This is a genomic window from Nakamurella sp. GG22 (genome assembly GCF_052976845.2).
Genome location: NZ_JBRIIO020000018.1, coordinates 83399 through 109992, shown reverse-complemented (window position 1 = coordinate 109992; position 26594 = coordinate 83399). Strand labels below are relative to the sequence as shown.

The window sequence follows — 26594 nt, the reverse complement described above, 5'->3', positions numbered from 1 at the left end:
TGATAGTCGAGGAGTTTCTGATGGAGATCTGGCCGGGACAGCCGTACCCGCTGGGCGCAACGTTCGACGGTACCGGCACCAACTTCGCGATTTTCAGCGAGGCTGCCGAGCGCGTCGAACTGTGTCTGATCGGCGAACGCGGCGGCGAGACGCGCATCCCGATGCCCGAGGTGGACGGCTACGTCTGGCACTGCTACCTGCCGACCGTGCAGCCGGGCCAGCGGTACGGATACCGGGTGCACGGGCCGTACGAGCCCGAGCACGGGTCGCGGTGCAACCCGAACAAGCTGCTGCTCGATCCCTACGCGAAAGCGGTGTCCGGGGCGATCGACTGGGACCCCGCGCTGTTCTCGTACAACCTGGGCGAGCCCGACACCAAGAACGACGCCGACTCCGGCCCGCACATGATGCACGGCGTCGTCATCAACCCGTTCTTCGACTGGACGGGCGACCGGTCGCTCCGCATTCCGTACAACGACAGCGTCATCTACGAGGCGCACGTCAAGGGTCTGACGGCGTTACACCCCGAGGTCCCGGCGAACCAGCGCGGCACCTACGCCGGCGTTGCACACCCCGCGGTCATCGACCACCTCACCCGGCTCGGCGTCACCGCCATCGAGCTGATGCCGGTGCATCAGTTCGTCAACGACAGCACGCTCATCGACCAGGGCCTGTCGAACTACTGGGGCTACAACACCATCGGCTTCTTCGCTCCGCAGAACACCTACTCGGCGTTCGGTGAGCGCGGGCAGCAGGTGCAGGAGTTCAAGGCGATGGTGAAGTCGCTGCACAATGCCGGCATCGAGGTCATCCTCGACGTCGTCTACAACCACACGGCGGAGGGCAACCACCTCGGCCCGACCCTGTCCTTCCGCGGCATCGACAACGGCGCCTACTACCGCCTCGTCGAGGACGACAAGCGCTACTACATGGACTACACCGGCACCGGCAACTCGCTGAACGTCCGGCACCCGCACTCCCTCCAGCTGATCATGGATTCGCTGCGCTACTGGGTGACCGAGATGCACGTCGACGGCTTCCGTTTCGACCTCGCGGCCACCCTGGCCCGCGAGTTCTACGACGTCGACCGGCTGTCGACCTTCTTCGAACTCGTTCAGCAGGACCCGGTCGTGTCCCAGGTGAAGCTGATCGCGGAGCCTTGGGACATCGGCCCCGGCGGCTACCAGGTCGGCAACTTCCCCCCGCAGTGGACCGAGTGGAACGGCAAGTACCGCGACACCGTGCGCGACTTCTGGCGCGGGGAGCCCGCGACGCTCGGCGAGTTCGCCTCCCGGCTGACCGGTTCGGCCGACCTGTACGAGACCTCCGGCCGCCGTCCCGTCGCGTCGATCAACTTCGTCACGGCGCATGACGGCTTCACGCTGAACGACCTCGTCTCGTACAACGAGAAGCGCAACGAGGCCAACGGCGAGGGCAACCGCGACGGCGAATCGCACAACAGGTCGTGGAACTGCGGCGTCGAGGGCCCGACCGACGACCCCGAGATCCTCGCGTTGCGCGGCCGTCAGCAGCGCAACTTCCTCGCGACACTGCTGTTGTCGCAGGGTGTTCCGATGATCGCCCACGGCGATGAACTGGGCCGCACGCAGCAGGGCAACAACAACACCTACGCACAGGACTCCGAGCTCAGCTGGATCCACTGGCTCGAGGCGGACGAGGCGCTGGTCGAGTTCACCGCGTCGGTGGCCCGGCTGCGCCGCCAGCACCCGACCTTCCGTCGCCGCCGGTTCTTCGACGGCCGGCCCGCGGCCCGGGCCGAGGGCGAGCCGTTGCCGGACATCGTCTGGATGACGCCCAGCGGAACCCTGATGACGCCGGAGGACTGGGGCGCCGGCTTCGGCCGTTCCGTCGGGATGTTCCTCAACGGCAACGGCATTCGCGGGATGGACGCCCGCGGCCAGCGGATGGTCGACGACTCCTTCCTGCTGCTGTTCAACGCGCACGACGAGACGATGGACTGGGTGCTGCCGCCGGAGGAGTTCGCGCCGGCGTGGCGGCTGGTCATCGACACCTCCGGGGTGCCGGATCAGCTCGACCCGATCCCGGGTGGCGGCAAGGTCCAGGTTTCCGGCAAGGGCACCGTGGTCCTGCAGGCGCTGGCCGGCGTCCAGGAGGAATCGCCCATCGGCCAGGCGGCCGCTGCGGTTCCGACGATCGCTCCGGTCCCGGTTCCGATGCGGGCGGAGTCCGGGATGAGCATCGGCGACAGCCCCGTGCGGGACGTCGTCGCGTCCGTCGATCCTGCTGAGCCGGCAGCGGACCACCCGGTCACGGCACCGGTCCGTCCGGAGGAGGTCGCGACGCTCGGACAGCAGGACACCGAGTCCTCCAACGCGCCGGCCACCAAACCGCGCCGTTCCAAGAAGAAGTAATCCAGCCAACGCAAGAAGGAAGTTCGGGACTGTGACGCAGCAAGATGTGACGGGGCACGCGGCGACACGGACAGAGACAGCGGAGGCGGTGCCGAAGGGCGCCGCCATGCAACCGGTGCCGCGGCCGGCGGGGGACCCTCCCGCCGCGCCGCGGACCCGGGTGCCGCTGTCGACGTACCGGCTGCAGATCACCCCGGAGTGGGACCTCGCGGACGCCGCGGCACTGGTCCCGTACCTGCAGTCGATCGGCATCGACTGGCTGTACCTCTCCCCCGTGCTGGCCGCCGAGCCGGGCTCCGAGCACGGCTACGACGTGGTCGACCACGGCGAGGTCGACGACAGCCGCGGCGGTGACTGGGCGCTGGCGAAGGTTGCGAAGCGGGCCAGGGCGGCCGGCCTCGGCGTGCTGATCGACATCGTGCCCAACCACGTCGGTGTCGGGACCCCCGCGCTCTCGGTGTGGTGGTGGGACGTGCTCAGCAACGGCCGGGACTCCGAGCATGCCGCCGCCTTCGACATCGACTGGGACGCAGGGCACGGCAAGCTCCGGCTGCCCGTCCTGGGCGACGGCGACGACGAGCTGGATGCGCTGCGGATCGAGGACGGCGAGCTGCGCTACTACGACCACCGGTTCCCGATCGCCGAGGGCACCGGGGACGGCACCCCGGTGCAGGTTCATGCCCGCCAGCACTACGAGCTGATGAACTACCGCCGGGCCGATGCGGAGCTGAATTACCGCCGGTTCTTCGCGGTCAACACCCTCGCCGGCGTGCGGGTGGAGCTGCCCGAGGTCTTCGAGATGACCCATGCACAGGTCCGGCAATGGGTCGAGAACGACTGGATGGACGGGCTGCGAATCGACCACCCGGACGGGCTCGCGGACCCGGGCGGGTACCTCGACGACCTGGCCGAGTTGACCGATCACCGCTACGTACTGGTCGAGAAGATCATCGAGGGCGACGAGGAGCTCACCGCGACCTGGGCGTGCGCCGGCACCACCGGGTACGAGGCGCTCGCCGCGCTGGACCGGCTGTTCGTCGATCCGGCCGGTGAGCCGGTGCTCGACCGGTTGGACACCCAACTGCGGGACGGCCTGCGGGTCGACTGGCCGGCCATGACCAGGGCCACCAAGCGCGCCGTGGCGGACGGGATCCTCCGCTCGGAGGTGCTGCGGTTGGCCCGGCTGGTGCCGGATCTGCCGGCCGACACCGACGACGCGATCGCGGAACTGCTCAGCTCGTTCAGCGTCTACCGGACGTACCTGCCGCTCGGCCGCGAGTACCTCGACGAGGCACTGGAACGCGCGATCAGCAACCGGCCCGAGCTGACCGACACCCTGCGCGCCGTGGTGGAACGGCTCGACGATCCGGCCTCGGAGTTCACCATCCGGCTCCAGCAGACCTCCGGCATGGTGATGGCCAAGGGCGTCGAGGACTGCGCCTTCTACCGGTGGACCAGGCTCACCTCGCTGACCGAGGTCGGCGGCGAACCGTCGGAGTTCTCGCTCAGCCCGCAGCAGCTGCACGAGATCAACCTGCGCAGGCTGCAGCGGACGCCGGACACCATGACCTCGTTGTCCACCCACGACACCAAACGCTCCGAGGATGTCCGGGCGCGGATCTCGGTGATCGCCGAGCTCGCGGACGAGTGGGCGGCCGCGGTGCGCACGTGGTACCGGCTGGCACCGATCTGTGACGGCCCGCTGGCCAACCTGGTGTTCCAGGCGGCGGTGGGCGCGTGGCCGATCGAGCGCGAACGGCTGCACGCCTACGCGGAGAAGGCGGCCAGGGAAGCCGGGGTCTCCACCGGGTGGATCGACTCCGACGCGGACTTCGAGCAGCGGATGCACGCGCTGGTCGACGGCATCTACGACGACGAGGCACTGCACGCCGGGGTCGTCGCGATGGCCGACCGGCTCCGGGCGTTCGGGTGGTCCAATTCGTTGTCCGCCAAGCTGATCCAGCTCACCGCGCCCGGCGTCCCCGACGTGTACCAGGGCACCGAGCTGTGGGATCTGTCGCTGGTCGACCCGGACAACCGTCGCCCGGTGGACTACCAGCGCAGGGTCGGGTTGCTCGTCAGGATCGACGACGGCTGGCTCCCCGAGATCGACGACGAGGGCGCCGCAAAGCTTCTCGTCACCAGCAGGGCGCTGCGGCTGCGTCGGGACCGGCAGGACCTGTTCACCGGATACCAGCCGCTGACGGCCGATGGGCCGGCCGCAGAGCACGTGTTTGCCTTCGACCGGGGCGGGGCACTCACCGTGGCGACCCGGCTGCCGGCCGGTCTGACGGCGTCCGGAGGATGGCGGGACACGTCGCTCGAGCTGCCGCCGGGGAATTGGACCGACCAGCTCAACGGCCGTTCGTTCACCGGTGGCGCGACCCCCGTGGGCGAGTTGCTCGGGCGGTACCCCGTGGCACTTCTCGCGCGGGACTCCTGACCGGCCGGCCGAGACACCCAGACGACAACGAGCGAGGCGATGATGACCCGAGCGGTACGAGTGTGGGCACCGCGGGCCTCCAAGGTGCAGTTGGTGGTCGGCGGCGCTGACCACCCGATGGATGCCCAGGACGGCGGCTGGTGGACGGGCGACCTCGAGCAGGCCGCGCGCACGGCGGGATTGTCCGCCGGTGACGACGAGATCGACTACGGGTTCCGGCTCGACGACGACCCCGCCGTCCGGCCCGATCCGCGGTCACGCCGTCAGCCCGCCGGGGTGGAAGCGCTGAGCCGCACCTTCGACCCGACGAGCTACCCGTGGGGCGACGCGTCCTGGACCGGGCGCCCGCTCGGCGGTGCACTGATCTACGAGATGCACGTCGGCACGTTCACCCCCGAGGGCACGCTCGATTCCGCCATCGAGAAGCTCGATCACCTGGTGTCGATCGGCGTGACGATGGTGGAACTGTTGCCCGTCAACGGGTTCAACGGCACCCACAACTGGGGCTACGACGGCGTCCTGTGGTTCACCGTCCAGGAGAGCTACGGCGGCCCGCGCGCCTACCAGCGATTCGTCGACGCCTGCCATCAGCGCGGCATCGCCGTCATCCAGGACGTCGTCTACAACCACCTCGGCGCGGGCGGCAACTACCTGCCGAACTTCGGGCCGTACCTGACCGACTCGGGGGCGCGCAGCACCTGGGGCGACACGATCAACCTGGACGGGCCCGATTCGGGCGAGGTCCGGCGGTACATCCTGGACAACGTGCTGATGTGGCTGAACGACTACCACGTCGACGGGCTCCGGCTCGACGCCGTGCACGCGCTGGCCGACAGCCAGGCCAGGCACCTGCTCGAGGAGATCGCGATCGAGGTCGACGCCCTGGCCCCGCATGTCGGCCGGCCGCTGACGCTCATCGCCGAATCGGACCTCAACGACCCGAAGTTGATCACCCCGCGGGAGGCCGGCGGCTACGGCCTGACGGCGCAGTGGAACGACGACTTCCACCACGTCGTGCATGTCGCACTGACCGGTGAGACGGACGGCTATTACGCCGATTTCGGATCGATGTCGGCAATCGCCAAGGTGATCACCAAGGCGTTCTTCCACGACGGCACCTTCTCCAGCTTCCGCGGCCGAGACCACGGACGGCCGGTCGACCCGGTCACGTCCAGCTGGCGCTTCGTCGGCTACGCCCAGGACCACGACCAGATCGGGAACCGGGCCATCGGGGACCGGCTGACCGCGCAGCTGTCGACGGCCGAACTGGCCATCGCGGCCGTGCTGGTCTTGACCGGGCCGTTCACCCCGATGCTGTTCATGGGCGAGGAGTGGGCGGCGTCCACGCCGTGGCCGTTCTTCACCTCCCATCCCGACCAGGCCCTGGGCGAGGCGACCCGCAAGGGACGGCTCGAGGAGTTCGCCAGGATGGGCTGGGACCCGAACGTCGTCCCCGACCCGCAGGCGGAGTCCACTTTCCTGGGCGCCAAGCTGAAGTGGGACGAGCCCGCAGACGGCGACCATGCCCAGATCCTCGAGCTGTACCGGGAACTCGCCCGGCTGCGCCGCGAACGGCCCGAACTGACCGACCCGCGGTTCGCCAACAACGTCGTCGACTTCGACGACGACGCACGCTGGCTGCTGATCAACCGATCGGGGCTGCGGATCATCGTCAACTTCTCCCCCGACGAGCAGAGCATCAAGCTCGACGGAGCCGCGGGATCGGTGTTGCTGGCGACCCAGCCAGGCGTCGCGGTCCACATCACCGCGGTGGCGGTTCTCGGGCACACTGCCGCGATCCTGGCGCCGGCCGGGGAATGACCTCGATGTCGGTGTCCGCTGCGGTCTCCGACGATGTTCGCTGGCTCTTCGGCGACCAACTCGGGCCGCACTTCCTGGATACCGACCATCAGCGCATCCTGCTGGTCGAGTCGCGGAAGGTGTTCGAGCGCCGGCGGTTCCACCGGCAGAAGGCGCATCTCGTGCTCTCCGCGATGCGTCACCGGGCGGCCGAACTCGGCGACCGCTGTGACTACCGGAAGGCGTCGACCTACGCCGAGGCGGTCGGCTCGGCACCGGTCTCGGTGTGTCACCCGACCAGCTTCGCAGCGCTGGGATTGGTCGAGCGGATGCCGACCGTGCGTGTGCTGCCGGCTCGCGGGTTCGCGACGGGAATGGCCGAGTTCCGGTCGTGGGCGGACGGTCGTGGTGCCCGCCGGTTGCTGATGGAGGACCACTACCGGATCGCCCGGCGACGGCTCGAAGTGTTGATGGACGGTGACGAACCGGTGGGTGGTCGGTGGAACTTCGACGCGGACAACCGCGAGCCGCCGCCGAAGGGCAAAGCAGGTATCGGTGTCGCCGAGCCGTGGTGGCCCGTCGAGGACGAGATCGACGACGAGGTGCGCTTCGACCTGGACCGGTGGGAACGCGACGGTGATGTGTCGTTCATCGGCGTGGACGGTCCGCGGCTGTTCCCGGCCACCACCGCAGAGGCGTCAGCCCGGCTCGGTCACTTCATCGAGCATCGGCTCCCGGCGTTCGGCCCGTACGAGGACGCCATGCTCGCCGGTGACGCCTGGATGGCACATTCGCTGATCTCGGCGTCGCTGAACCTCGGCCTGCTGGATCCGCTGGACGTCGTCCGGCGGGTCGAGACCGCCTATCGCGCAGGGGATGTCCCGATCAGCTCCGCCGAGGGTTTCGTCCGGCAGGTGATCGGCTGGCGGGACTACGTATGGAATCTGTATTGGTACCTGGGGCCCGAGTACCGCCGGCACAACGCCCTCGGCGCGGGACGGGCACTCCCCCGCTGGTTCGCGGAACTGGACGCCGACGCGGTGCGGGCCCGCTGCCTGTCGTCGGAATTGGCCGGGGTGCGCGATCACGCCTGGGTGCACCACATCCCGCGGCTGATGGTGCTGGGCAACTATGCGATGCAGCGGGGCTGGCAACCCGAGCAGGTGATGGACTGGTTCCACCGCGCCTTCATCGACGGCTACGACTGGGTGATGGTGCCGAACGCGATCGGCATGTCGCAGTATGCGGACGGCGGCCGGATCACGACGAAGCCGTACGCCGCCGGCGGCGCCTACATCGACCGGATGAGCGACTACTGCGGCGGCTGCGCCTACCGCCCGTCGGTCCGGGTCGGCGATCACGCGTGCCCCTACACCGCCGGCTACTGGTGGTTCCTGAACCGGCACCGCGCCGACTTCACCGGAAACCACCGGCTCGCCCAGCCATTGCGTGGTCTGAACCGGCTCAAGGATCTGGAGGCGCTGGTCGAGCAGGAGAACCACCGCGGGTCCGCCGCACCCTGAATCCGGGTACCCGATTCGCTGGTCGCCGATGCTCGGCACCCTGATCCGCGGCACCCCCCGGATCCGCGGCACCGTGTCGGAGGTCTTGACGTCGCACTTGTTTTTTGCAAGTGTGGGCGTCGTCCACCAACCGGGCCCACAAGAGGGAGTCCTCGATGACCGCGATGTTCGTCAACCTGCCGGTGACCGACCTGGAGCGCGCGAAGGCGTTCTACACGGCAATCGGATTCCGGATCAATCCCGCCTTCAGCGATCACAACGCGGCCTGCATTGTCGTCGAGGAGGACCACAGCTACTTCATGATCCTGACCCGCGAGTACTTCCAGACCTTCACCGACCTGCCGATCGGCAACCCGGCGGTGAACCCGTCGGTGTCCACGGCGATCTTCCTCGACAACCGGGAGGCGGTCGACAAGACGGTCGCCGACGGCATCGCGGCCGGCGGCTCCGAAGCGCACCCAGCGACGGACTACGGCTTCATGTACCAGCGTCAACTCAACGACCCGGACGGCAACATCCTCGAGTTCGGGTACATGGATCCGGTCGCGGCCGCCCAAGGCCCCGAGGCCTTCGCGAACCAGCAGGCCTGAGGTCCGTGGCTGCGCGGGAGTACGGACAGTACGGCGGCATCACGCGGGCGCTGGAGCTCGTGGGCGAACGCTGGGCCCTGCTCATCGTCCGGGACCTGTTGGTCGGACCGCGTCGCTACGGCGAGCTCGCCGCCGGGCTCCCCCGCATCCCGACCAACATCCTGGCGGCGCGGCTCAAGGAGTTGCAGGCCGCCGGCGTCCTGCGCCGGGTTCCCCATTCGCGGGTCATCGTCTACGAGTTGACCCCCTACGGCCGCGAGCTCGAGCCCGTCGTGCTCGCGCTCGGGGCGTGGGGCTTCAAGGCGCTGGGTGATCCGCGGGCGGATCAGATCATCACCCCGGACTCGATGACGATGGACCTCCGCGCCGCCTTCCGGCCCGAGGTTGCGGAGACGCTGCCGCCGACCGCGTACGCCGGGCGCTTCGGTCCCGCGGAGCTGCTGATTCGGGTCGACGGCCCCACTCTCGACGTGACCCGCGGGGACGGGCCGGTCGACCTGGCCTTCGCCGCGGGTCCGGGCATCCTCCGGCTCATCTCCGGCGAACTGGCTCCGGATCGGGCGATCGAGACCGGGGTGGTCGAGGTGCTTCGCGGGCGCGGCGACCTCCTCGGCCGCTTCGCGAGCACCTTCCACCTGGCCGCCTGAATAAGGATCACGTCATCGAGTCGCCAGTAACGTGCCCTTCCAAGCGGCGGAAGGGCACGGAAGCGGCGACTCGATCCGGTAGCGACGCTGAACCGAGTGGCTCAGCGCACCAGCCGGCCGAGCGCGATCCTGGCGAGCGGCGCGTACCCGAGCACGATGGGCGCGGGGCCGTCGATGACGAGCGTCGTCGCGGATCCGCCGAGCTTCTTGGCATTCGATAGCCGCACGCCGTGGTGCAACGTCAGGGTGATCCCGACGGCCTCGACTTCCCAGCTCCAGCTGCGCTTCTCGTGGTCGACGTCGAGAATCCGGAACGCAACAGAGACGCCCAACGGGCCGTGCACGGTGCCGGTGGTGCCGGGCCGGAGCGTCTCGTCGGTGGCGTCGACCGAGGTGATCTGCGGGGACCAGGTCCGCCACAACGCGGGGTGCACGTAGCGGTTCCACGCAACCTCGGGGGACGCTTTTCCGGTCGCCCCGATGGTCAGTTTCACGCCATCCCGCGGCGGACGGAACGACGGAACTCGCGATGAATGTGGTGGAGCTCGTCGACGGTGGCCCCGAGCAGGGAATTCGCGAAGATCCGTCCGGGTCCCTCCGGAACCGGCACCTCGGACGGCACCACGAGAACGGCGATGCCGGCCGACACCGCCGCCTGGGTGCCGGACGGCGAATCCTCAACGGCCAGGCACTGGGCTGCGGACAGCCCGATCCGGTCCATCGCCACGAGGTACGGCATCGGATCGGGCTTCGCGCGCTCGACGTCGTCGCCGCAGACGGTGGCGTCGAACCGGTGCCGGCCGAGCAGGCCGAGGGCGACCTCGACCAGCGAGCGCGTCGAGTTGGTGACCAGCGCCGTCTTGAGCCCGGCGGCCCGGGTCGCGTCGATCAGCTCCTCGGCGCCGGGTTGCCAGAGCAGGTCCTCGGCGAAGATCTCGGCGGTGATGGCGAGCAACTTGGCCGTGGTGTCCTCGACGCTGCTGGTGGACCCGAAGTCGTCCAGCATCATCGCGACCGACTGCGGGATCGGCTGACCCACCATCGCCAGCCGGGTCTCCGGGGCGATGACGCCGCCGAGCTCGGCCGCCACCCGGTCCATCGAGACCGTCCACAGCCGCTCGGAGTCGACCAGCGTGCCGTCCATGTCGAACAGCACCCCGCCCAGACTCTCCAGGTCGGCCTCGACCTCAGAACCGGCGGTCACCGGGCCGCGAAGTATTTCGCCTCGGGGTGGTGCGCCACCAGCGCCGACGTGGACTGCTCGGGGTGCAGCTGGTACTCCTCGGAGAGCTCGACCCCGATCCGCCCGGGTTCCAGCAGCGTCACGACCTTCGTCTGCTCCGTCAGGTCGGGGCACGCGGGGTAGCCGAAGGAGTAACGGGCACCGCGGTAGTCGAGGTCGAAGAACCGCTCGATGTCGTCGGCGTCCTCGGCCGCCGCCGAGGATCCGTCGGGGAACACCAACTCGGACCGGATGCGCTGATGCCAGAACTCCGCGAGCGCCTCGGTCAGCTGGACCGAGAGCCCGTGCACCTCCAGGTAGTCCCGGTACGCGTTGGCCGCGAACAACTCGTTGGCGAAGTCGGCGATCCGCTGGCCCATCGTGACCACGGTGAAGCCGATGACGTCCACCTCGCCGGACGACCGGGGCCGGTAGAAGTCGGCGAGGCACAGGTGCCGGTCCCGCCGCTGCCGCGGGAAGGAGAACCGCACCACCTCGGGCGCGTTGATGTCGGGCTCGGCGAGCACGACCACCTCGTCACCCTCGGACACGCACGGGAAGTAGCCGTACACCACGGCCGCCTGCAGCACCTTCTCGGTGTGCAGCCGGTCGAGCCAGTAGCGGAGCCGCGGCCGGCCCTCCTTCTCCACCAGTTCTTCGTAACTGGGTCCGTTCCCGCCCTTGGCGCCGCGCAGTCCCCACTGCCCCATGAAGGTCGCGCGCTCGTCGAGCATGGACGAGTAGTCGGCCAGCGCGATGCCCTTCACGACGCGCGATCCCCAGAACGGCGGCGTCGGGATCGCGTTGTCGACGGCGACGTCCGAACGCGCGGGCACCACGACCTCGGTCTCGGCCTCCGCCGCCCTGCGCTTCTCGGCGATCCGCATCGACCGCTCGTGGCGCGCCTTGCGCTCGGCCACCTTGAGCGCGTCGGCAGCGGCCGCCTGCGGGTCAAGGCCACGCTTGCGGGACATCACGCCGTCCATCAGCCGCAGTCCCTCGAAGGCGTCCCGCGCGTACCGCACGTCGCCCTTGAACACCGCGGACAGATCGTTCTCGACGTAGGAGCGGGTCAGCGCCGCACCACCGAGCAGCACCGGGAACTTCTCCGCGACGCCGCGGGTGTTCATCTCCTCGAGGTTCTCCCGCATGATCACCGTCGATTTGACGAGCAGACCGGACATCCCGATGGCGTCCGCGCCGGCGTCCTGCGCGGCGGTGAGGATCGTCGAGATCGGTTGCTTGATACCGAGATTCACCACGGAGTAGCCGTTGTTGGACAGGATGATGTCGACCAGGTTCTTGCCGATGTCGTGGACGTCGCCCTTGACGGTGGCCAGCACGATCGTGCCCTTGCCCTCCGAGTCGGCCTTCTCCATGTGCGGCTCGAGGTAGGCGACCGCCAGCTTCATCACCTCGGCCGAGGTGAGCACGAACGGCAGCTGCATGGCGCCGGAGCCGAACAGCTCACCGACGGTCTTCATGCCCTCGAGCAGGGTGTCGTTGATGATCTCCAGCGGCTTGCGGTGCTGCATCGCCTCGTCGAGATCGGCCTCAAGGCCGTTGCGCTCGCCGTCGATGATCCGCCGCTGCAGGCGCTCGTCCAGCGGCAGCAGCAAGAGCTCCGCCGCCCTGGTCGCCCGGCCGGCCGCGGTGGTCGCGCCGTCGAAGAGTTCCAGCACCTTCTGCAGCGGGTCGTAATCGCCGGACCGGCGGTCGTAAACCAGGTCGAGAGCGACGGTCCGCTGCTCCTCCGGAATACGGGCCATCGGCAGGATCTTCGAGGGGTGGACGATCGCCGAATCCAGGCCGGCGGCGGTGCATTCAGCGAGGAACACCGAGTTCAGCACCTGCCGGGCAGCGGGATTGAGCCCGAACGACACGTTCGAGACACCCAGCGTGGTGTGCACGTCGGGGTGCCGGCGCTTGAGTTCCCGGATGGCCTCGATGGTTTCGATGCCGTCCCGGCGGGTCTCCTCCTGGCCGGTGGCGATCGGGAAGGTCAGGCAGTCCACCACGATGTCGGTCTCCGACATTCCCCACTTGCCGGTGAGGTCGCCGATCAACCGCTCCGCGATCGCGACCTTGTGCTCGCGGGTCCGCGCCTGGCCCTCCTCGTCGATGGTCAGCGCGACCACCGCGGCGCCGTGCTCGGACACCAGTTGCATGATCCGGGTGTACCGGGAATCCGGTCCGTCGCCGTCCTCGAAGTTCACCGAGTTGACGATCGACCGGCCGCCGAGGTGCTCCAGGCCGGCCTGGATGACGGCCGGTTCGGTGGAGTCGATCATGATCGGCAGGGTGGACGCGGTCGCCAGGCGGGAAGCCATCGCAGACATGTCGGCGGCGCCGTCACGGCCGACGTAGTCGACGTTCAGGTCGAGCAGGTGGGCGCCGTCGCGGGTCTGTGCGCGGGCGATGTCGATGCACTGCTGCCAGTTCTCGGCCAGCATCGCCTCGCGGAACGCCTTGGAGCCGTTGGCGTTGGTCCGCTCGCCGATCATCAGCACCGACGCGTCCTGCTGGAACGGCACCGCCTGGTACAGCGACGACAGGCCAGGGTCCGGGCGGGGCCGGCGCTGCGCCGGGGTGATGTCCCGGACGGCCTCGACGACCTGCCGCAGGTGCTCCGGTGTGGTGCCGCAACAGCCGCCGACCAGTCCGAGTCCGAACTCGCGGACGAACCCGGACAGCGCCTCGGCGAGTTCCGGCGGCGTCAGCGGGTAGACGGCACCGTTCGGTCCCAGCTGCGGCAGACCGGCGTTGGGCATCACCGACACGCCGACCTTGGCGTGCCGCGACAGGTACCGCAGGTGCTCGCTCATCTCGGCCGGGCCGGTGGCGCAGTTCAGGCCGATGTAGTCGATGCCGAGCGGTTCCAGTGCGGTCAGCGCCGCACCGATCTCCGAGCCCAGCAGCATGGTGCCGGTGGTCTCGACCGTGACGTGCACGATGACGGGCACTTCGATGCCGGCCGCGGTCATCGCGCGTTTCGCACCGAGCACCGCCGACTTGGTCTGCAGCAGGTCCTGACAGGTCTCCACCAGGACGGCGTCGATGCCGCCCTCGAGCATCCCGGCCACCTGCTGGCGGTAGGCGTCCCGCAGCGCGATGTACGGCGCGTGTCCCAGCGTCGGCAGCTTCGTGCCGGGCCCGACCGAGCCGAGGACGAACCGGGGCTGCGCGGCGGTGCTGAACTCGTCCGCCTCCGCGCGGGCGAGCTCGGCGCCGGCCTTGGCGAGCTCGAAGATCCTGTCGGGGATGTCGTACTCGGCCAGATTGGCCAGATTCGCCCCGAATGTGTTGGTCTCGATCGCGTCGACGCCGACCTCGAGGTAGGCGCGGTGGACGGCGCGCACGATGTCCGGGCGGGTGACGTTGAGGATCTCGTTGCAGCCCTCGAGCCCGGCGAAATCGTCCAGCGACGGGTCCTGGGCCTGCAACATCGTGCCCATCGCACCGTCCGCGACGACGACGCGCTCTGCGAGCGCGGCCAACAAGGGGTGCGCAGAAGGATTGGTCACTGCTACAGGGTAATTCGTTCGCGGCGGTAGTTGGTGCTGCCGGCGCGGGCGTGGGGGGTCGCGCGGGTCCCGAACGCACGTAGGCTGACCTGCGTGAGTGAGTTCCCGGACCTACGCAACCCGGTGATGATCGCCGCCTTCGAGGGGTGGAACGACGCCGGAGACGCTGCGACCGCTGCCGTTGAACAGCTGGGATTGACCTGGGATGCCACCCCGCTGACCGAGCTGGACCCCGAGGGGTACTACGACTTCCAGGTCACCAGACCGACCGTTCGGCTGATCGACGGCGTCACCAGGACCATCGACTGGCCGACCACCAGGCTCTCGGCGTGCCGCCTCGAGGGCTCGCCGAGCGATGTGATCCTGGTCCACGGCATCGAGCCGAACTTCCGCTGGCGGGCGTTCTGCGACGAGCTGCTCAAGATCGCCGTCGACCACCAGGTGGCCACCGTCATCGGGCTCGGCGCGCTGCTGGCCGATGTGCCGCACACCCGCCCGATCCAGGTCACCGGCTCGGCGCACGACCAGGAGACCGCCGCCAGGATGGGCCTGGCCCGATCCCGGTACGAGGGCCCGACCGGCATCTCCGGGGTGTTCCAGGACGCCTGCGTCCAGGCCGGCATCCCGTCACTGTCGTTCTGGGCGTCGGTCCCGCACTACGTGTCACAGGCCCCGTCACCGAAGGCCACCCTGGCGCTGCTGCACCGGGTCGAGGAGATCCTGGACATCGAGGTGCCGCTCGGGACGCTGCCCAGCCAGGCCGCCGAGTGGGAGACCGAGGTCTCGCAGATCGCGTCGGAGGACGACGAGATCTCCGAGTACATCCGGGCGCTGGAAGAGCGCGAGGAAGAGGACGAGCCGCTGCAGCCGGCTTCCGGCGAGTCGATCGCCGCGGAGTTCGAGCGGTATTTGCGGCGTCGGGGCCCGCGCCCCGGGGAGGCCGGCGGACGGTCCCGATGACGCTCGAATGGGAGCAGGTCATCGTCGATGCCGCCGACCCGCAGGCGCTGGGACGCTGGTGGGCCGACGCTCTGGGCTGGGTGTTCGTCGGGGACGACCCGGACGAGGTGGAGATCAGGCCGGCGCCGGACACCATGCCGGGGTTGCTGTTCGTGCCGGTCGCCGAGCCCAAGATCGGAAAGAACCGGCTGCACCTGGATTTCCGCCCGGCGGACCAGGACGCGGAGGTCGAGCGGTTCCTGTCCCTCGGCGCGACCAGGGTCGACGTCGGTCAGGGCGACGTGCCGTGGGTGGTACTCGCCGATCCGGAGGGGAACGAGTTCTGCGTGCTGGGCCCGCGCCGGGCATCAGGCACCTGACGCGGGCCGCAGCTCACGTAATCCCACTCAGGCGGGCTCGCCGCCGCCGGTGCCTGCCTGGTCCCCGCCCGCGATGTCGCCGCCGGACTGGTCCGCATCGATGTCGCCGCGGGCTGACGGCGCCTCCCAGACCTCGGCGAACTCCGCGTCGCTGATCGGCTGGCCGTCGTAATCCTCGGCACCGGCCGCGGCCCGCTTTTCGTCTTCGGTGGGCTGGTCGCGCTGTGGCTCGGCGTCGGTCATGACTCCCCTTTCGATGGGTCGGCGCCGCCGGGGGGCGGTCCGTTTCGTGTTCCGACCCACCAGTACCCGTCAGCGGAGGTCGAAACCCATCAAGGCGTCCGCGGCGTCCGCGATCAGCGCGCCGTCCAGCGTGTCGTCCGCCGCCCAACGGTCGAGAACCGCCAGCGCTTCCGGTGTGTCGAGGTCATCGGCCAGTGCGCGGCGAAGATCCTGCAGCACCTGGCCAGCGTCGGCCCCGGCCCGGGAAGCTGCGGCACGCCACCGGTCGAGCCGTGCCTGCGCGGTGGTCAGCAGGTCGTCGGTCCAGGGCCGGTCGGTCCGGTAGTGTCCGGCCAGCAACGCCGCCCTGATCGCCATCGGGTCGACACCGTCGGCGAGCAGCCGGGAGACGAAGACCAGGTTCCCGCGGGATTTCGACATCTTCTCGCCGTCCAGCGAGATCATCGCGGCGTGCGTGTAGTGCCGGGCGAACGGCCTGACCCCGGTCAGCACCTCGCTGTGCGCGGCGGAACACTCGTGGTGCGGGAAGATCAGGTCGCTGCCGCCACCCTGCACATCGATGGTCGGGCCCAGCCGATTGCCGGCGATGGCGGCGCACTCGATGTGCCAACCCGGCCGGCCCGGACCCATCGGTGACGCCCAGGACGGCTCGCCCTCCCGCTCCATCCGCCAGAGCAGCGGGTCCAGAGGGTTGCGCTTGCCGGGTCGCTCCGGGTCACCCCCGCGCTCGGCCGCGAGGGAGAGCATGGTCGCCAGGTCGTAGCGGGATTCGTAGCCGAACTTCGGTGCGCTGGCGACGTCGAAGTACACGTCGGGGTGCGCCGGGTCGTCGACCCGGTAGGCCGCACCCGTCTCCAGCAGGGCGGCGACCGCCGACGACACCTCGTCCATCGCCTCCACCGCACCGATGTAGTCCGTCGGCGGGAGCACCCGCAGCGCCGTCATGTCCTGCCGGAACAGCTCGATCTCCCTGGCCGCGAGGTCGCGCCAGTCGATGCCGTCCCTCGCCGCCCGTTCCAGCAGCGGATCGTCGATGTCGGTGATGTTCTGCACGGCGTGCACCCGGTGCCCGTTGTCCAGCCAGGCCCGCTGCACCAGGTCGAACGCCAGGTAGGTGGCGGCGTGGCCGAGGTGGGTGGCGTCATACGGGGTGATGCCGCAGACGTAGATGGTCGCGGTGTCGCCCGGAGCGGTCGGGCGCACGGACGCGGTGGCCGTGTCGTGCAGCCGGAGCGGTTCCGGCGAACCGGGAAGGGACGGGACGGGGGGACGATTCCAGGACTGCACCGGTCCACCCTAAACGTCGCCGGCACCCGGGTCCGGCGCTCGGACCGACCCATGCCACCCGCGACGGTCAGGCCGGCACGCCCGGTACGACGTGACGGTTCGCGTGCAGGATCGCCGCCTGCCAGCCCTGCAGTTCGGTCCCCCGCAGGTCCCCCGGCGGAGACGACGCCGGGAACATCAGGTTCCGCCGCATCCGGACATGCGGAAGGTTCAGCGCATGACCCAACTCGTGGACGAGAACCGTTTCGTCGTAGGTGTTCTCGCGGGCACGGTCGAACAGCGAGCCCTGCACGATCACCCAGTCGGCGGAGATGCCCAGCGAGCATCCGGTCACCCGGCCGGCGATGTCGCGGACGACGATGACGGTGATCGGTGCCCCGACGACGGCCGTCGCGAGGTCGACGGGGGCCGCGTGCCGGCGGTAGAACTCCGTCCGGCCCAGCACGTCGTCGAGCAGCAGCATCCGGTTGGCCCGCGGGTCGAGGGCACGCGCCGGCGCAGGCTCCTCGATCACCTGCACGTCGGTGATCCGCACCCGGATCCCGGCCTCGGCGGTGAGCACCGAGGTGGCCAGCTCGATGGACGGCGCCATCGCCTCCGGTGTGGTGAGTGGCACACCCTTCTCGTCGGACAGGATGACGACCGAGACCCGCAGCGACGCCGGGCCGATCGATGTTCCCGTCGCGGCCGCCCTCGCCGCCTCAGCGGCCCTGGCCAATCCGCTGGAGACGTCCAGCGCGAGGCCACCGACGGCTCGGGAGGCCACCCGGGCAAGGCCGGCCAGCGGGCTCGGCGGTGGATTCACAGCGGCGGCCATGGGATCGGCGTGCGGTGACCGGGTGCGCGCGGGAATTTCCCGGTCGCGGCGAGCCGGTCCAGCCGCGTCCTGAGCGCACGGATCTCGGTGAGCGTCAGCAGCTCCCCGAGCCGGTCGCCCAGCTCGCCGTCGACCTCCCGGCGCAACCGTTCGATGCCCTCGAGCACCGCGGGTGTCAGCCGCTTGCCCGCCCAGCCCCACAGGATCGTCCGGAGCTTGTCGTCGGTGTGGAAGGTCAGTCCGTGGTCCACACCCAGGACCCGGCCGTCCGGCAGCGGCAACACATGCGAGCCCTTGCGGTCGGCGTTGTTGACCACCAGATCGAAGCCGGCCAGCGTGCTGAGCGCCGGGGTGTCGGCGTGCACGACGGCGACGTCGCTGCCGTCGACGTCGACCGCGCGCAACACCGCCAGCCAGCCTGCGGGAATCCGGCTGACCGGGGCGAGGTCGACGACGTCCTCCGGGTCCGCGTCCTCGATCCAGCGCTGCACCATGCCGTGCCCGTAGGGTCCGTCCCGGAGGATGGTCAGCGGGACGCAGTCCCACCCGGCGGTCCGGGACACCAGGAAGGCTGCGCGTTCCCGTTCGGCCAGCGTGCCGTCCGGGAAGTCCCACAGCGGCCGCTCGCCGCGCACCGGCTTGTAGATACAGGCGACCGTCAGCCCGTCCAGCGTGGCCTCGCCGAGCAACGTCAGGTTGGAGGCGTCGCTCAACCGGCCGGTGACGGAGATCTCGCCGCGGCCGATGATCTCCGCGACGACGTCCTCCTCGATGGGATCGGACGCCGGGTCAGCCGATGGCACCGCGGTGGTAACCGTTCAGCCGCGGGCAGATGTGGCCTTCTGCATCGAGAGGGTTGTTGCACAGCGGGCACGGTGGCCGCCCGGCCGCGACGATCAACTCGGCGTGCTTGGCGAAATCCCGGGCTTCGCTGAGCGACAGGAACACCCGCAGCGCGTCCGGCCCCTCCTCGCGGTCCTCCAGGACGATGTCCTCGCCGACCTCTTCCTCTGACAGCGCAAGCAGTTCGACGATCACCTGCGATCCCTCGCCGTCCCAGGCCAGGCCCATGGTGCCGACCCGGAACTCCGCGTCCACCGGGGTGGCCAGGCCGAGGTCGGCGATCGGCGCAATGGGATCGGCGTCGGCCTCGGCGCCGAACCGGCGGGCGACCTCGGTGATCAGTGACCCGAGCCGGTCGGCGAGCACGGCGACCTGCTGCTTCTCGCAGGCCACCGACAGCACGCGGCGGCCGTCGACCACCTGCAGGAAGAATTCGCGTTCGCCGGGTTGCCCGACGGTTCCGGCGAGGAAGCGGTCGGGCGAGCGGAAGATGTGGATCTGTCGCGACATGGCACCTCCGAGCTTAGGGCAACGCGATCAGTGGGTGACCCCGCCGGGAACGGCGTCCGACGTCGGGGTGGCGCTCCCGGCCAGTACCGCCGCGTCCGCCGCCGTGACCGCGGGCGGCGGCGGTCGGAGCAGGCCGAGATCACCGGTGTCGTTGATCCGTTCGACGAACGGACGAAGCGGGGTGTAGCGGATCACCGACAGCGACGCGGGGGCGACCACGATGCGCTGGAAGCAGTCCAGGTGCAGGCCGAGCGCGTCGGCGAGGATGGCCTTGATGACGTCTCCATGGGAGCAGATGAGCACGGTCTGGTCCTTGACGGCCGCCAGCCGAACGTCACGGATGGCCTCCGCGGCCCGGCTCGAAACGGTGGCCAGGCCCTCACCGCCCGGGAAGACGGCTGCTGACGGATGCTGCTGAACCGTGCGCCACAGCGGTTCGGTCGCCAGGTCCTTCAGCGGCCTCCCTGCCCAGTTCCCGTAATCGACCTCGGCGAAGCGTTCGTCCAGTTCCACCTCGATCCCGGACGCCGTCGCGAACGGCTCCAGGGTCTGCCGGCACCGCTCCAGCGGCGAGGAGATCAGCCGGTCGATGGTGATGCCCGCCAGTCGGTCGGCGACGCCCGCGGCCTGGCCCTCGCCGTGGTCGTCCAACCGCACGCCGGGCGTACGGCCGGCGAGGATGCCCGCGGTGTTCGCGGTGGACCGGCCGTGCCGGACGAGCACCACGGTGACCACCGGGGGGGCCGGCGGCTTGGCGGGTGCTCCTGCGTCCGGTGCTGCTGCCTCGGGTTCTGCGGTGTCGGGCGCGGTTTTATCCGGATCTGCAATCGCGGGTGCTGCGGTGTCGGCGGTCATCTCGTCCGTCTTCCTGGGTGTGTGGGGAGCCGGTCAGGTGGCGGTGAGCGCGCCGGTGGTCAGGGCGATGATGATCGCGGCGCCCAGTGCCCAGCGGTACCAGACGAACACCCGGATCGTGTGGCCGGCGACGTAGCGCAGCAGCCAGGCGACCGAGGCGTACGCGACGACGAACGACACGACGGTGCCGATCAGCGTCGGCAACCACCCGACGCCGCCGGTCTGCAGCGCCTCCGGAAGCTGGTAGACGCCCGCCCCGACCAGCGCGGGGATCCCGAGCAGGAACGCCAGCCTGGTGGCCGTCACCCGGTCCAGTCCGCGCATCAGGCCCACCGAGATGGTCGCACCCGACCGGGACACGCCCGGGACCAGCGCCAGGCACTGGGCGAACCCGATCAGCAGCGCATCCGGCAGGTTCAGGTCGCGTTCGCCGCGGTCCTGCTTGGCGACCGCCTCGGCGATCAACATGACGACGCCCCACACGATCAGCGCGATCGCGACCACCCACAGGCTGCGCAGCGGCCCGGAGATGAAGTCCCGGGCGACGAAGCCGACCACCACGATCGGCAGCGATCCGATGATCACCAGCCAGGCCAGTCGGTAGTCCGGGTCCGCGCGGTGTTTCGCGTTGAACAGGCCCCTGAACCACGCCCGGAGCAGGACCACGATGTCGGTCCAGAAGTAGATGATCACCGCCGCGATGGCGCCGACCTGGATGACGGCGGTGAAGCCGGTGACCGACGGGTCGTCGATGGACAGGCCCAGCATCCGGGCGACGATGGTCAGGTGCCCGGTCGAGGAGACCGGGAGGAATTCGGTGAGACCCTCGACGATGCCGAGGACGATGGCCTGCCAGATCGTCACGCGCCCGCCCCGACCCGCTCGGCCGCCTGCATGACGGTGCCGAGGGTTGCGATCTTGGACTCCAGGTCGGTGTCGAAGCAGTTGACGCTGATCGAGGTCACTCCCCCGTCGGCGAGCCGCTGCAGCCGCTCCGCGATCCGTTCGACGGGTCCGAGCAGGCTGGTCCGGTCGATGAACTCGTACGGCACCGCGGCGGCCGCGCCGGCGTAGTCGCGGGCCAGGAACCGTTCCTGCACCTCGTCGGCCTCGGTCCCGTAGCCCATCTCACTTGCCGTGCGGTGATAGAAGTTGGTCTTCGCCGATCCCATGCCGCCGATGTACAGGGCGGCATACGGCCGGACCCGGTTGGCCGCGGCGACCGGGTCGTCTGCCACCGACACCGGGATGGACGCGCAGATGTCGATCTCTGCCGGGTCGCGGCCCGCGGCCCGTGCGGCGTTCGCGATCCGGGCGATAGAACCGGACGCCGATTCCGGGTCGAAGAAGATCGCCAGCCAGCCGTCCGCGATCTCCCCGGTCAGGTCAAGGTTCTTCGGACCGAGCGCTGCGAGGTAGATCGGTACGACCGGCCGGACCGGCTGCAGCGCCAGGACCAGCGCCTTGCCCGGTCCGTCGGGCAGCGGCAGGGTGAAATGGCTCCCGCCGGAGGTGACCCGGCGGCGGCTGAGCGCCTGCCGGACGATCTGCACGTACTCCCGGGTCCGGCCGACCGGGTCGGCGAAGCGCACTCCGTGCCAGCCCTCGGAAACCTGCGGTCCCGAGACCCCGAGCCCGAGCCGGAACCTGCCCTGCGAGAGGGCATCGAGGGTGGCGGCCGTCATCGCCGTCATCGCGGGGGTGCGGCCCGGGATCTGCAGAACGGCCGAGCCGATCCCGATGCGGTGGGTGCGGGCCGCGACGGCGGCCAGCACGGTGACGGCGTCCGACCCGTAGGCCTCCGCGGCCCAGACGGTGTCGAAGCCGAGTGACTCCGCCGCCTGCGCCAGAGCGAGGTTGTCGGCGAGTTCCTCCGCGGTCGTGACGTACCCGAGGTTCAGCCCGATGCGCATCCGAGTTGCCACGCTGCTGATCGCCCCCTGCTGTTGATGGTGGTCCCGTTGAGAGACCCGGCCGGTGTCCTGGCTGCCCGGCGGTGTCGGCCGGCTGCGGGCCGGCGGCAGCAGCACCACCCGGGATCACACCCGGGAGCTGCCGTTACGCCCCGGTCACGGTACCCGGGCGCGGCGACGGTCCGGGTTCGGCGCCCCGCAGGACACCGGGACGCCGCGTGACCTGCCCCTTGACCTGTCACGGCTCGCCCACTCGATAGGTTTGCGGCCATGGAGTCCCGTCGTGTCGGCCGAAGCGGTCTCGAAGTGTCCAGGTTGGCCCTGGGCACGATGACCTGGGGCCGGGACACCGATGCCGACGCGGCCGCCGCGCAGCTGGAGGCGTTCGTCGGGGCGGGCGGCACGCTGATCGACACCGCGAACATTTTCGGCGACGGCGACGCCGAGGCCATCCTCGGCACCCTGGTTCCCGACGTGGTCAGCCGCTCCTCCGTCGTGCTGTCGACCACCACAGTCGGCGTCGGCGGTGGACGGGGGAAGCTGCTCGCGGCGCTCGACGGGTCGTTGACGCGGCTGGGCGCCGATCACGTCGATCTGTGGCAGGTGCACGGGTTTGACCCGGCGGTGCCGTTCGAGGAGACCTGTTCGGCGCTCCGGACGGCGGTGGACTCGGGCCGGACCCGCTACGTCGGGTTGTCCGGCGTCAACGGCTGGCAACTGGCGACCCTGGCGGGCTACCTGAAGGCGGGCTCCCCCGGCACCCCGCTGGTGTCGGTGGAATCGGAGTACTCACTGCTGGAGCGCGGCCCGGAGGGTTCGGTGCTGCCGGCCGCTGAGGTGCACGGGCTGGGCTTCCTGGCGTGGGCGGCACTCGGCCGTGGCGTGCTCACCGGCAAGTACCGGCACGGCACCCCGGCCGACTCGCGGGGAGCGTCACCGCATTTCACCCGGTACGTCGGCCGGTACCGCACCGAACAGGCCGCGCGGATCGTCGAGGCGGTGGCGACCGCGGCCGACGGCCTGGGTACCTCGCCGCTCGCCGTCGCCTGTGCCTGGGTCCGGGACCGCCCCGCGGTGTCCAGCGTGGTGATCGGTGCCCGCGACCGTGCGCAGCTGCTCGGCTCGCTCGCGGCCGAGGAGATCACCCTCCCGGCCGAGATCCGCAGCGCACTGGAGGACGTCAGCTCCGGCACCCCGGCGGCCGGCTGAACCGCCACCTGCCTCCGCGGTCTGTGTCGTTGACGGGCCCGCCGCCGCGGGTAGGGTCCGGGCGTGCCTGACGTGTTCGCCGAGTTCTGCGCCGCCGGCCTGTGGCCGGGGCTCGGCCAGCCGACCGCGGCACGACTCGCCGAGGCCGGTATCCGGTCCCCCGCGGACGTCACGGCGGCCAAGCTGTCGTCGATACCGCGGATGACGGACCGGCGGGCGAACCGGTTGGTCACCAGCTTCATCGGCGCCGGCCGGCTCTACGACATCGCCGAACTGCTGGTGCCGCAGGAGATCCCGGCGCGCTGGTCGGCCCGGCTTGCCGAGGCGCTCGGCGACGACGCCGGCACCGCCCTTCGTGCCGACCCATGGCGGCTGCTCGCGCTGCCCGACGCCGCGGTCGGCCAGGCCGACCGGCTCGCCCGATCGATCGAGCCCGATGTCCGCCGGGACGACCCCCGCCGCGGCCGGGCGCTGGTCGAGTGGACGCTGGCGCGCTACGCCCGGGACGGGCATACCGCGGCGCCGGCGGCACTGGTGGCCGACGGCATGCGGCCGTTCGGCGTCGACGCCGCGCTTGCCGTCGCGGCCGCGATCGACGCCGGCGGGGTGGTCGCGATCGACGATCCGACCGGGTCGGGCGAGCCGTGGATCGCGCGTAAGGTGCTGTCGCAGGCGGAATCCGACATCGCGGTCGGCATAGCGCGGCTGGTCAGTACGGCATCGACGATGGCCGGCCAACGCGCGGTCAGCACGGCGGTCAAGGGTTTGGACGAGGTCCAGGCCGGCGCGGTCTCGCTGGCCGCGGCGCACGGTGTCAGCCTGCTGACCGGTGGCCCGGGAACCGGCAAGAGCCGGACGGTGGCCGCCATCGTCGCCCTCTGCCGCAAGGTCGACGCATCGATCGCACTGGCCGCGCCGACCGGGCGGGCGGCGAAGCGGCTGGAGGAACTGGCGGGCAACAACGCCACGACGGTGCACCGGTTGCTGGGCGCGCGGCCGCCCGCACCCGGCGCCACCGGCTCGGTCTTCGAACGCGACGAGCTCAACCCGATCGACGCCGACCTGGTCGTTGTCGACGAGACCTCCATGCTCGACGTCGAACTCGGCGCGGCGCTGATCCGCGCGCTGTCCGACACCACCCACCTGGTGATCGTCGGTGATCCCGCGCAGCTGCCGTCGATCGGCCCCGGCAGGGTGCTGGGCGATCTGATCGACAGCGGCATGCTGCCCGTCACCGAGCTCAGCACGCTGTACCGGCAGACCGAGGGCGGCGCGATCGCCCGGCTGGCGATCGCGGTCCGCGCCGGCGACCTGGTACCGGTCGCCGACCCGACCCACGAGGTGGTCGTGGTCCCGGCCCGCGGTTCCGACGACGCCGCCAAGCGGGTCGTGCAACTCGTCATCGATTCCATCCCACGGGTCTTCGCCTGTGATGCCGACCAGATCCAGGTCGTCACCCCGGTGCACCGAGGACCCGCCGGCACCCAGGCCCTGAACAGGGCGCTCAAGGCGGTGCTGAACCCGGGGACCGGCACCGTGCGCGGGTTCGACAAGGGCGACCGGGTGGTCGCCACGGCCAATCACCTCGACGCGGAGCCGACCGGCTACGCCAACGGAGAGGTGGGCACCGTGCTGTCCTGCGGGGACAACTCGCTGCAGGTGGCGTTCACCGGCGGGGAATCCGCCATCGCCGGCAAGGCATTGGGCGACCTGCTGCACGGCTGGGCGATCACCGTGCACCGCGCCCAAGGGTCGGAATGGGAGGCCGTAGTGGCCGTCATGCCCCCGGAGGCCGGTGCGATGCTCTCCCGGCCCCTCGTCTACACCGCGCTGACCAGGGCGCGGCGGCACCTCTCGGTGGTGCACGCCGCCGGGCCGGCGTTGGCCAGGGCCGTCAGGGACATCGGCTCGATCCCGCGCCGGACCAGATTGGCCGCGTTGCTGCGAACGGAAATCGCGGCTCCCGACCCGCAGGACGAGTCCGAGCAGGACGAGCTCACACCGGCGACCTGACCAGCTGACGTTCAACCGGACGACGACGCTCACTCCGCGAGCGTGCGGTCGGGGCGCGCCGGTGGGTAGTCTGCGCGTGATCGCCTCAGACAGTCGTGGAGCGTTCGCGGGTCGCCGGTGCGGCCCCTGGTGACGGAGGTGATGGGCATCGCTGATCAGGAAACCCAGGAGTCCGCAGGCGGTTCCGGCCCCGGGCATCAGCCGAGGGCACCGAAGAGTGCCCCGTGGACCACGTCGGACGAATTCGATTACCAGCCGCTGCGGATCGATGCACGGGTGTCCCGCTCGGCCGCGGCCACCATGCTGGCCATCCGGGCGGAGTTCTCCGGGTGGGAACTCGCGCGGGTGCTGCGGTTCCCCGACGGGAGCCGCCGGGTGTGGCTCCGCCGCCGGCGCAGTTCGGCGCTGCTGCCCGACCTGACTCCCTGACGGGGCGTGTCCACCGACCCTGCCTGGCGGCTGACCCGCTCCGAGGTGATTCGCGACGCGATGGGCGTCGGCATCGCAACAGGTGCCTACGCGATCTCGTTCGGGGCTATCTCGCTGGCCGCTGGACTGAGCTTCTGGCAGACGATGGCACTGTCGCTCCTGATGTTCACCGGTGCCAGCCAGTTCGGCCTGATCGGAGTGATCGCCGGCGGCGGCGCGCCGCTCGCCGGCGCAGCGACGGCGATCATGCTCGGTGCCCGTAACGCCCTCTACGGCCTGCGGCTGTCGGAGTTCCTGCGGGTCACCGGCGGGCGGAGGCTGCTGACGGCACAGTTCGTCCTTGACGAATCCACGGCCATGTCGATCGGTCGGGACTCCGAACGCGCCGCCCGGCTGGGCTTTTATGCCACCGGCATCGGGGTGTACGTGTTCTGGAACCTGGGCACCGCCGTCGGCGCCCTCGGGGCGTCTTGGTTGTCGGATCCGCGGGTGCTGGGTCTCGACGCTGCCGTGCCGGCCGCCTTTCTCGCTCTCCTGGCGCCCCGGCTGCGCGGCCGTGAGGCCTGGGCGATCGCCCTCGCCGCCGCACTCGTCGCGCTCGTCGCCGTCCCGTTCGTGCCGGTCGGTTTCCCCGTCCTGATCGCCGCCCTCGTCGGGGTCGTTGCCGGCCTGATCCCCCGGCGCACCGGGGCGGCGCCGTGACCCTGTGGATCGGCATCGCCGTCGGCTGTCTGGGCTGCTACCTGCTGAAACTCGCCGGTCTCTCGGTTCCGAAGACCGTCCTGGAGCGACCCAGTGTGCTGCGGATCGCTGGGCTGCTGCCGATCGTTCTGCTGTCCGCTCTCGTTGCCGTGCAGACCTTCTCGTTGGGATCGGAGCTGGTACTCGACGCCAGGGCCGCGGGCCTGGCCGTTGCGGGCATCGCCGTCTGGCGGCGGGCGCCATTCCTGGTGGTGGTCGCGCTGGCCGCTTTCACCACCGCGATGGTGCGGCTGTGGCTCCCGGGGACGTGAC

At 70.3% G+C, this 26594-nt stretch carries 24 protein-coding genes; 13 read left to right on the top strand and 11 right to left on the bottom strand.

Annotated elements, in window-relative coordinates:
- Positions 1-20: 20 nt before the first annotated feature.
- From glgX to ACVBEQ_RS18140, 6 genes are all read left to right on the top strand, one after another.
- Complete coding sequence (glgX, locus tag ACVBEQ_RS18165; RefSeq protein WP_447154725.1) at positions 21-2393, top strand: glycogen debranching protein GlgX; 2373 nt, start codon at positions 21-23, stop codon at positions 2391-2393.
- 106 nt (positions 2394-2499) lie between these two features.
- Complete coding sequence (gene treY / locus ACVBEQ_RS18160; protein ID WP_447154724.1) at positions 2500-4836, top strand: malto-oligosyltrehalose synthase; 2337 nt, start codon at positions 2500-2502, stop codon at positions 4834-4836.
- A gap of 42 nt (positions 4837-4878) precedes the next feature.
- Positions 4879-6657 (top strand): malto-oligosyltrehalose trehalohydrolase, encoded by a 1779-nt coding sequence (treZ, locus tag ACVBEQ_RS18155; protein ID WP_447154723.1) that lies wholly within the window; start codon positions 4879-4881, stop codon positions 6655-6657.
- A gap of 5 nt (positions 6658-6662) precedes the next feature.
- Entirely contained in the window at positions 6663-8159 is a 1497-nt protein-coding gene (locus ACVBEQ_RS18150) for a cryptochrome/photolyase family protein (RefSeq protein WP_447154694.1), read from the top strand.
- 155 nt (positions 8160-8314) lie between these two features.
- Positions 8315-8749: a VOC family protein gene (locus ACVBEQ_RS18145; protein ID WP_447154693.1), complete on the top strand. Its 435-nt coding sequence runs from the start codon at positions 8315-8317 to the stop codon at positions 8747-8749.
- A 5-nt stretch (positions 8750-8754) separates the two neighbouring features.
- A complete protein-coding gene (locus ACVBEQ_RS18140) occupies positions 8755-9396 on the top strand; it encodes a winged helix-turn-helix transcriptional regulator (protein WP_447154692.1) in 642 nt (213 codons plus the stop codon).
- A 101-nt stretch (positions 9397-9497) separates the two neighbouring features.
- Here ACVBEQ_RS18140 and ACVBEQ_RS18135 read toward each other — a convergent pair whose 3' ends face one another.
- The 3 genes from ACVBEQ_RS18135 to metH are packed head-to-tail and all read right to left on the bottom strand — an operon-like array spanning position 9498 to position 14142.
- On the bottom strand, positions 9498-9890 hold the full coding sequence (locus ACVBEQ_RS18135) for an SRPBCC family protein (RefSeq protein WP_447154691.1): 393 nt from the start codon (positions 9888-9890) through the stop codon (positions 9498-9500).
- Entirely contained in the window at positions 9887-10600 is a 714-nt protein-coding gene (locus tag ACVBEQ_RS18130; protein ID WP_447154690.1) for an HAD family hydrolase, read from the bottom strand. The genes ACVBEQ_RS18135 and ACVBEQ_RS18130 overlap by 4 nt, the downstream gene beginning before the upstream one ends.
- A complete protein-coding gene (gene metH / locus ACVBEQ_RS18125; RefSeq protein ID WP_447154689.1) occupies positions 10597-14142 on the bottom strand; it encodes a methionine synthase in 3546 nt (1181 codons plus the stop codon). The genes ACVBEQ_RS18130 and metH overlap by 4 nt, the downstream gene beginning before the upstream one ends.
- Before the next feature lie 93 nt (positions 14143-14235).
- Here metH and ACVBEQ_RS18120 point away from each other — a divergent pair, with 93 nt between their 5' ends.
- Both ACVBEQ_RS18120 and ACVBEQ_RS18115 read left to right on the top strand, forming a co-directional pair.
- On the top strand, positions 14236-15102 hold the full coding sequence (locus ACVBEQ_RS18120; RefSeq protein WP_447154688.1) for a PAC2 family protein: 867 nt from the start codon (positions 14236-14238) through the stop codon (positions 15100-15102).
- Positions 15099-15461 (top strand): VOC family protein, encoded by a 363-nt coding sequence (locus ACVBEQ_RS18115; RefSeq protein ID WP_447154687.1) that lies wholly within the window; start codon positions 15099-15101, stop codon positions 15459-15461. The genes ACVBEQ_RS18120 and ACVBEQ_RS18115 overlap by 4 nt, the downstream gene beginning before the upstream one ends.
- A 27-nt stretch (positions 15462-15488) precedes the next feature.
- On the opposite strand, the gene ACVBEQ_RS18110 is transcribed toward ACVBEQ_RS18115, so the two are convergent.
- From ACVBEQ_RS18110 to ACVBEQ_RS18075, 8 genes are all read right to left on the bottom strand, one after another.
- Positions 15489-15704, bottom strand: coding sequence for a hypothetical protein (locus tag ACVBEQ_RS18110; RefSeq protein ID WP_447154686.1), 216 nt, complete (start codon positions 15702-15704; stop codon positions 15489-15491).
- Positions 15705-15773: 69 nt separating this feature from the next.
- Complete coding sequence (mshC, locus tag ACVBEQ_RS18105) at positions 15774-16991, bottom strand: cysteine--1-D-myo-inosityl 2-amino-2-deoxy-alpha-D-glucopyranoside ligase (protein ID WP_447154685.1); 1218 nt, start codon at positions 16989-16991, stop codon at positions 15774-15776.
- A gap of 67 nt (positions 16992-17058) precedes the next feature.
- Complete coding sequence (locus tag ACVBEQ_RS18100; protein ID WP_447154684.1) at positions 17059-17808, bottom strand: M10 family metallopeptidase domain-containing protein; 750 nt, start codon at positions 17806-17808, stop codon at positions 17059-17061.
- The gene (locus ACVBEQ_RS18095) at positions 17793-18611 is read right to left on the bottom strand and encodes an SCO1664 family protein (protein WP_447154683.1); all 819 of its coding nucleotides are present in this window, start codon (positions 18609-18611) and stop codon (positions 17793-17795) included. Before ACVBEQ_RS18095 ends, ACVBEQ_RS18100 begins: the two co-directional genes overlap by 16 nt.
- A complete protein-coding gene (locus ACVBEQ_RS18090; RefSeq protein WP_447154682.1) occupies positions 18598-19161 on the bottom strand; it encodes a DUF3090 domain-containing protein in 564 nt (187 codons plus the stop codon). Before ACVBEQ_RS18090 ends, ACVBEQ_RS18095 begins: the two co-directional genes overlap by 14 nt.
- 27 nt (positions 19162-19188) lie before the next feature.
- Positions 19189-20016 (bottom strand): MSMEG_4193 family putative phosphomutase, encoded by an 828-nt coding sequence (locus ACVBEQ_RS18085; RefSeq protein ID WP_447154681.1) that lies wholly within the window; start codon positions 20014-20016, stop codon positions 19189-19191.
- Between the two features lie 33 nt (positions 20017-20049).
- Positions 20050-20880: an undecaprenyl-diphosphate phosphatase gene (locus tag ACVBEQ_RS18080; RefSeq protein WP_447154680.1), complete on the bottom strand. Its 831-nt coding sequence runs from the start codon at positions 20878-20880 to the stop codon at positions 20050-20052.
- Positions 20877-21929 (bottom strand): LLM class F420-dependent oxidoreductase, encoded by a 1053-nt coding sequence (locus ACVBEQ_RS18075; RefSeq protein ID WP_447154722.1) that lies wholly within the window; start codon positions 21927-21929, stop codon positions 20877-20879. The genes ACVBEQ_RS18080 and ACVBEQ_RS18075 overlap by 4 nt, the downstream gene beginning before the upstream one ends.
- A 270-nt stretch (positions 21930-22199) precedes the next feature.
- Between ACVBEQ_RS18075 and ACVBEQ_RS18070 the strand changes: the two genes are divergently transcribed.
- From ACVBEQ_RS18070 to ACVBEQ_RS18050, 5 genes are all read left to right on the top strand, one after another.
- Positions 22200-23138, top strand: a complete 939-nt coding sequence (locus ACVBEQ_RS18070) for an aldo/keto reductase (RefSeq protein WP_447154679.1) — start codon at positions 22200-22202, stop codon at positions 23136-23138.
- Between the two features lie 63 nt (positions 23139-23201).
- Positions 23202-25151, top strand: coding sequence for an AAA family ATPase (locus ACVBEQ_RS18065; RefSeq protein ID WP_447154678.1), 1950 nt, complete (start codon positions 23202-23204; stop codon positions 25149-25151).
- A gap of 129 nt (positions 25152-25280) precedes the next feature.
- Positions 25281-25580, top strand: coding sequence for a DUF5703 family protein (locus ACVBEQ_RS18060; protein WP_447154677.1), 300 nt, complete (start codon positions 25281-25283; stop codon positions 25578-25580).
- Between the two features lie 6 nt (positions 25581-25586).
- Entirely contained in the window at positions 25587-26282 is a 696-nt protein-coding gene (locus ACVBEQ_RS18055) for an AzlC family ABC transporter permease (RefSeq protein ID WP_447154676.1), read from the top strand.
- Complete coding sequence (locus tag ACVBEQ_RS18050) at positions 26279-26593, top strand: AzlD domain-containing protein (protein ID WP_447154675.1); 315 nt, start codon at positions 26279-26281, stop codon at positions 26591-26593. Before ACVBEQ_RS18055 ends, ACVBEQ_RS18050 begins: the two co-directional genes overlap by 4 nt.
- Position 26594 lies beyond the last annotated feature (1 nt).

Coding starts and splice junctions, on each gene's coding strand:
- ACVBEQ_RS18150 (WP_447154694.1), top strand. CDS start 6,663: ATGTCGGTGTCCGCTGCGGTCTCCGACGATGTTCGCTGGCTCTTCGGC.
- ACVBEQ_RS18085 (WP_447154681.1), bottom strand. CDS start 20,016: ATGACCGCCGACACCGCAGCACCCGCGATTGCAGATCCGGATAAAACC.
- ACVBEQ_RS18090 (WP_447154682.1), bottom strand. CDS start 19,161: ATGTCGCGACAGATCCACATCTTCCGCTCGCCCGACCGCTTCCTCGCC.
- ACVBEQ_RS18110 (WP_447154686.1), bottom strand. CDS start 15,704: ATGACCGACGCCGAGCCACAGCGCGACCAGCCCACCGAAGACGAAAAG.
- treZ (WP_447154723.1), top strand. CDS start 4,879: ATGACCCGAGCGGTACGAGTGTGGGCACCGCGGGCCTCCAAGGTGCAG.
- ACVBEQ_RS18070 (WP_447154679.1), top strand. CDS start 22,200: ATGGAGTCCCGTCGTGTCGGCCGAAGCGGTCTCGAAGTGTCCAGGTTG.
- glgX (WP_447154725.1), top strand. CDS start 21: ATGGAGATCTGGCCGGGACAGCCGTACCCGCTGGGCGCAACGTTCGAC.
- ACVBEQ_RS18115 (WP_447154687.1), top strand. CDS start 15,099: ATGACGCTCGAATGGGAGCAGGTCATCGTCGATGCCGCCGACCCGCAG.
- ACVBEQ_RS18075 (WP_447154722.1), bottom strand. CDS start 21,929: ATGCGCATCGGGCTGAACCTCGGGTACGTCACGACCGCGGAGGAACTC.
- treY (WP_447154724.1), top strand. CDS start 2,500: ATGCAACCGGTGCCGCGGCCGGCGGGGGACCCTCCCGCCGCGCCGCGG.
- ACVBEQ_RS18100 (WP_447154684.1), bottom strand. CDS start 17,808: ATGGCCGCCGCTGTGAATCCACCGCCGAGCCCGCTGGCCGGCCTTGCC.
- ACVBEQ_RS18145 (WP_447154693.1), top strand. CDS start 8,315: ATGACCGCGATGTTCGTCAACCTGCCGGTGACCGACCTGGAGCGCGCG.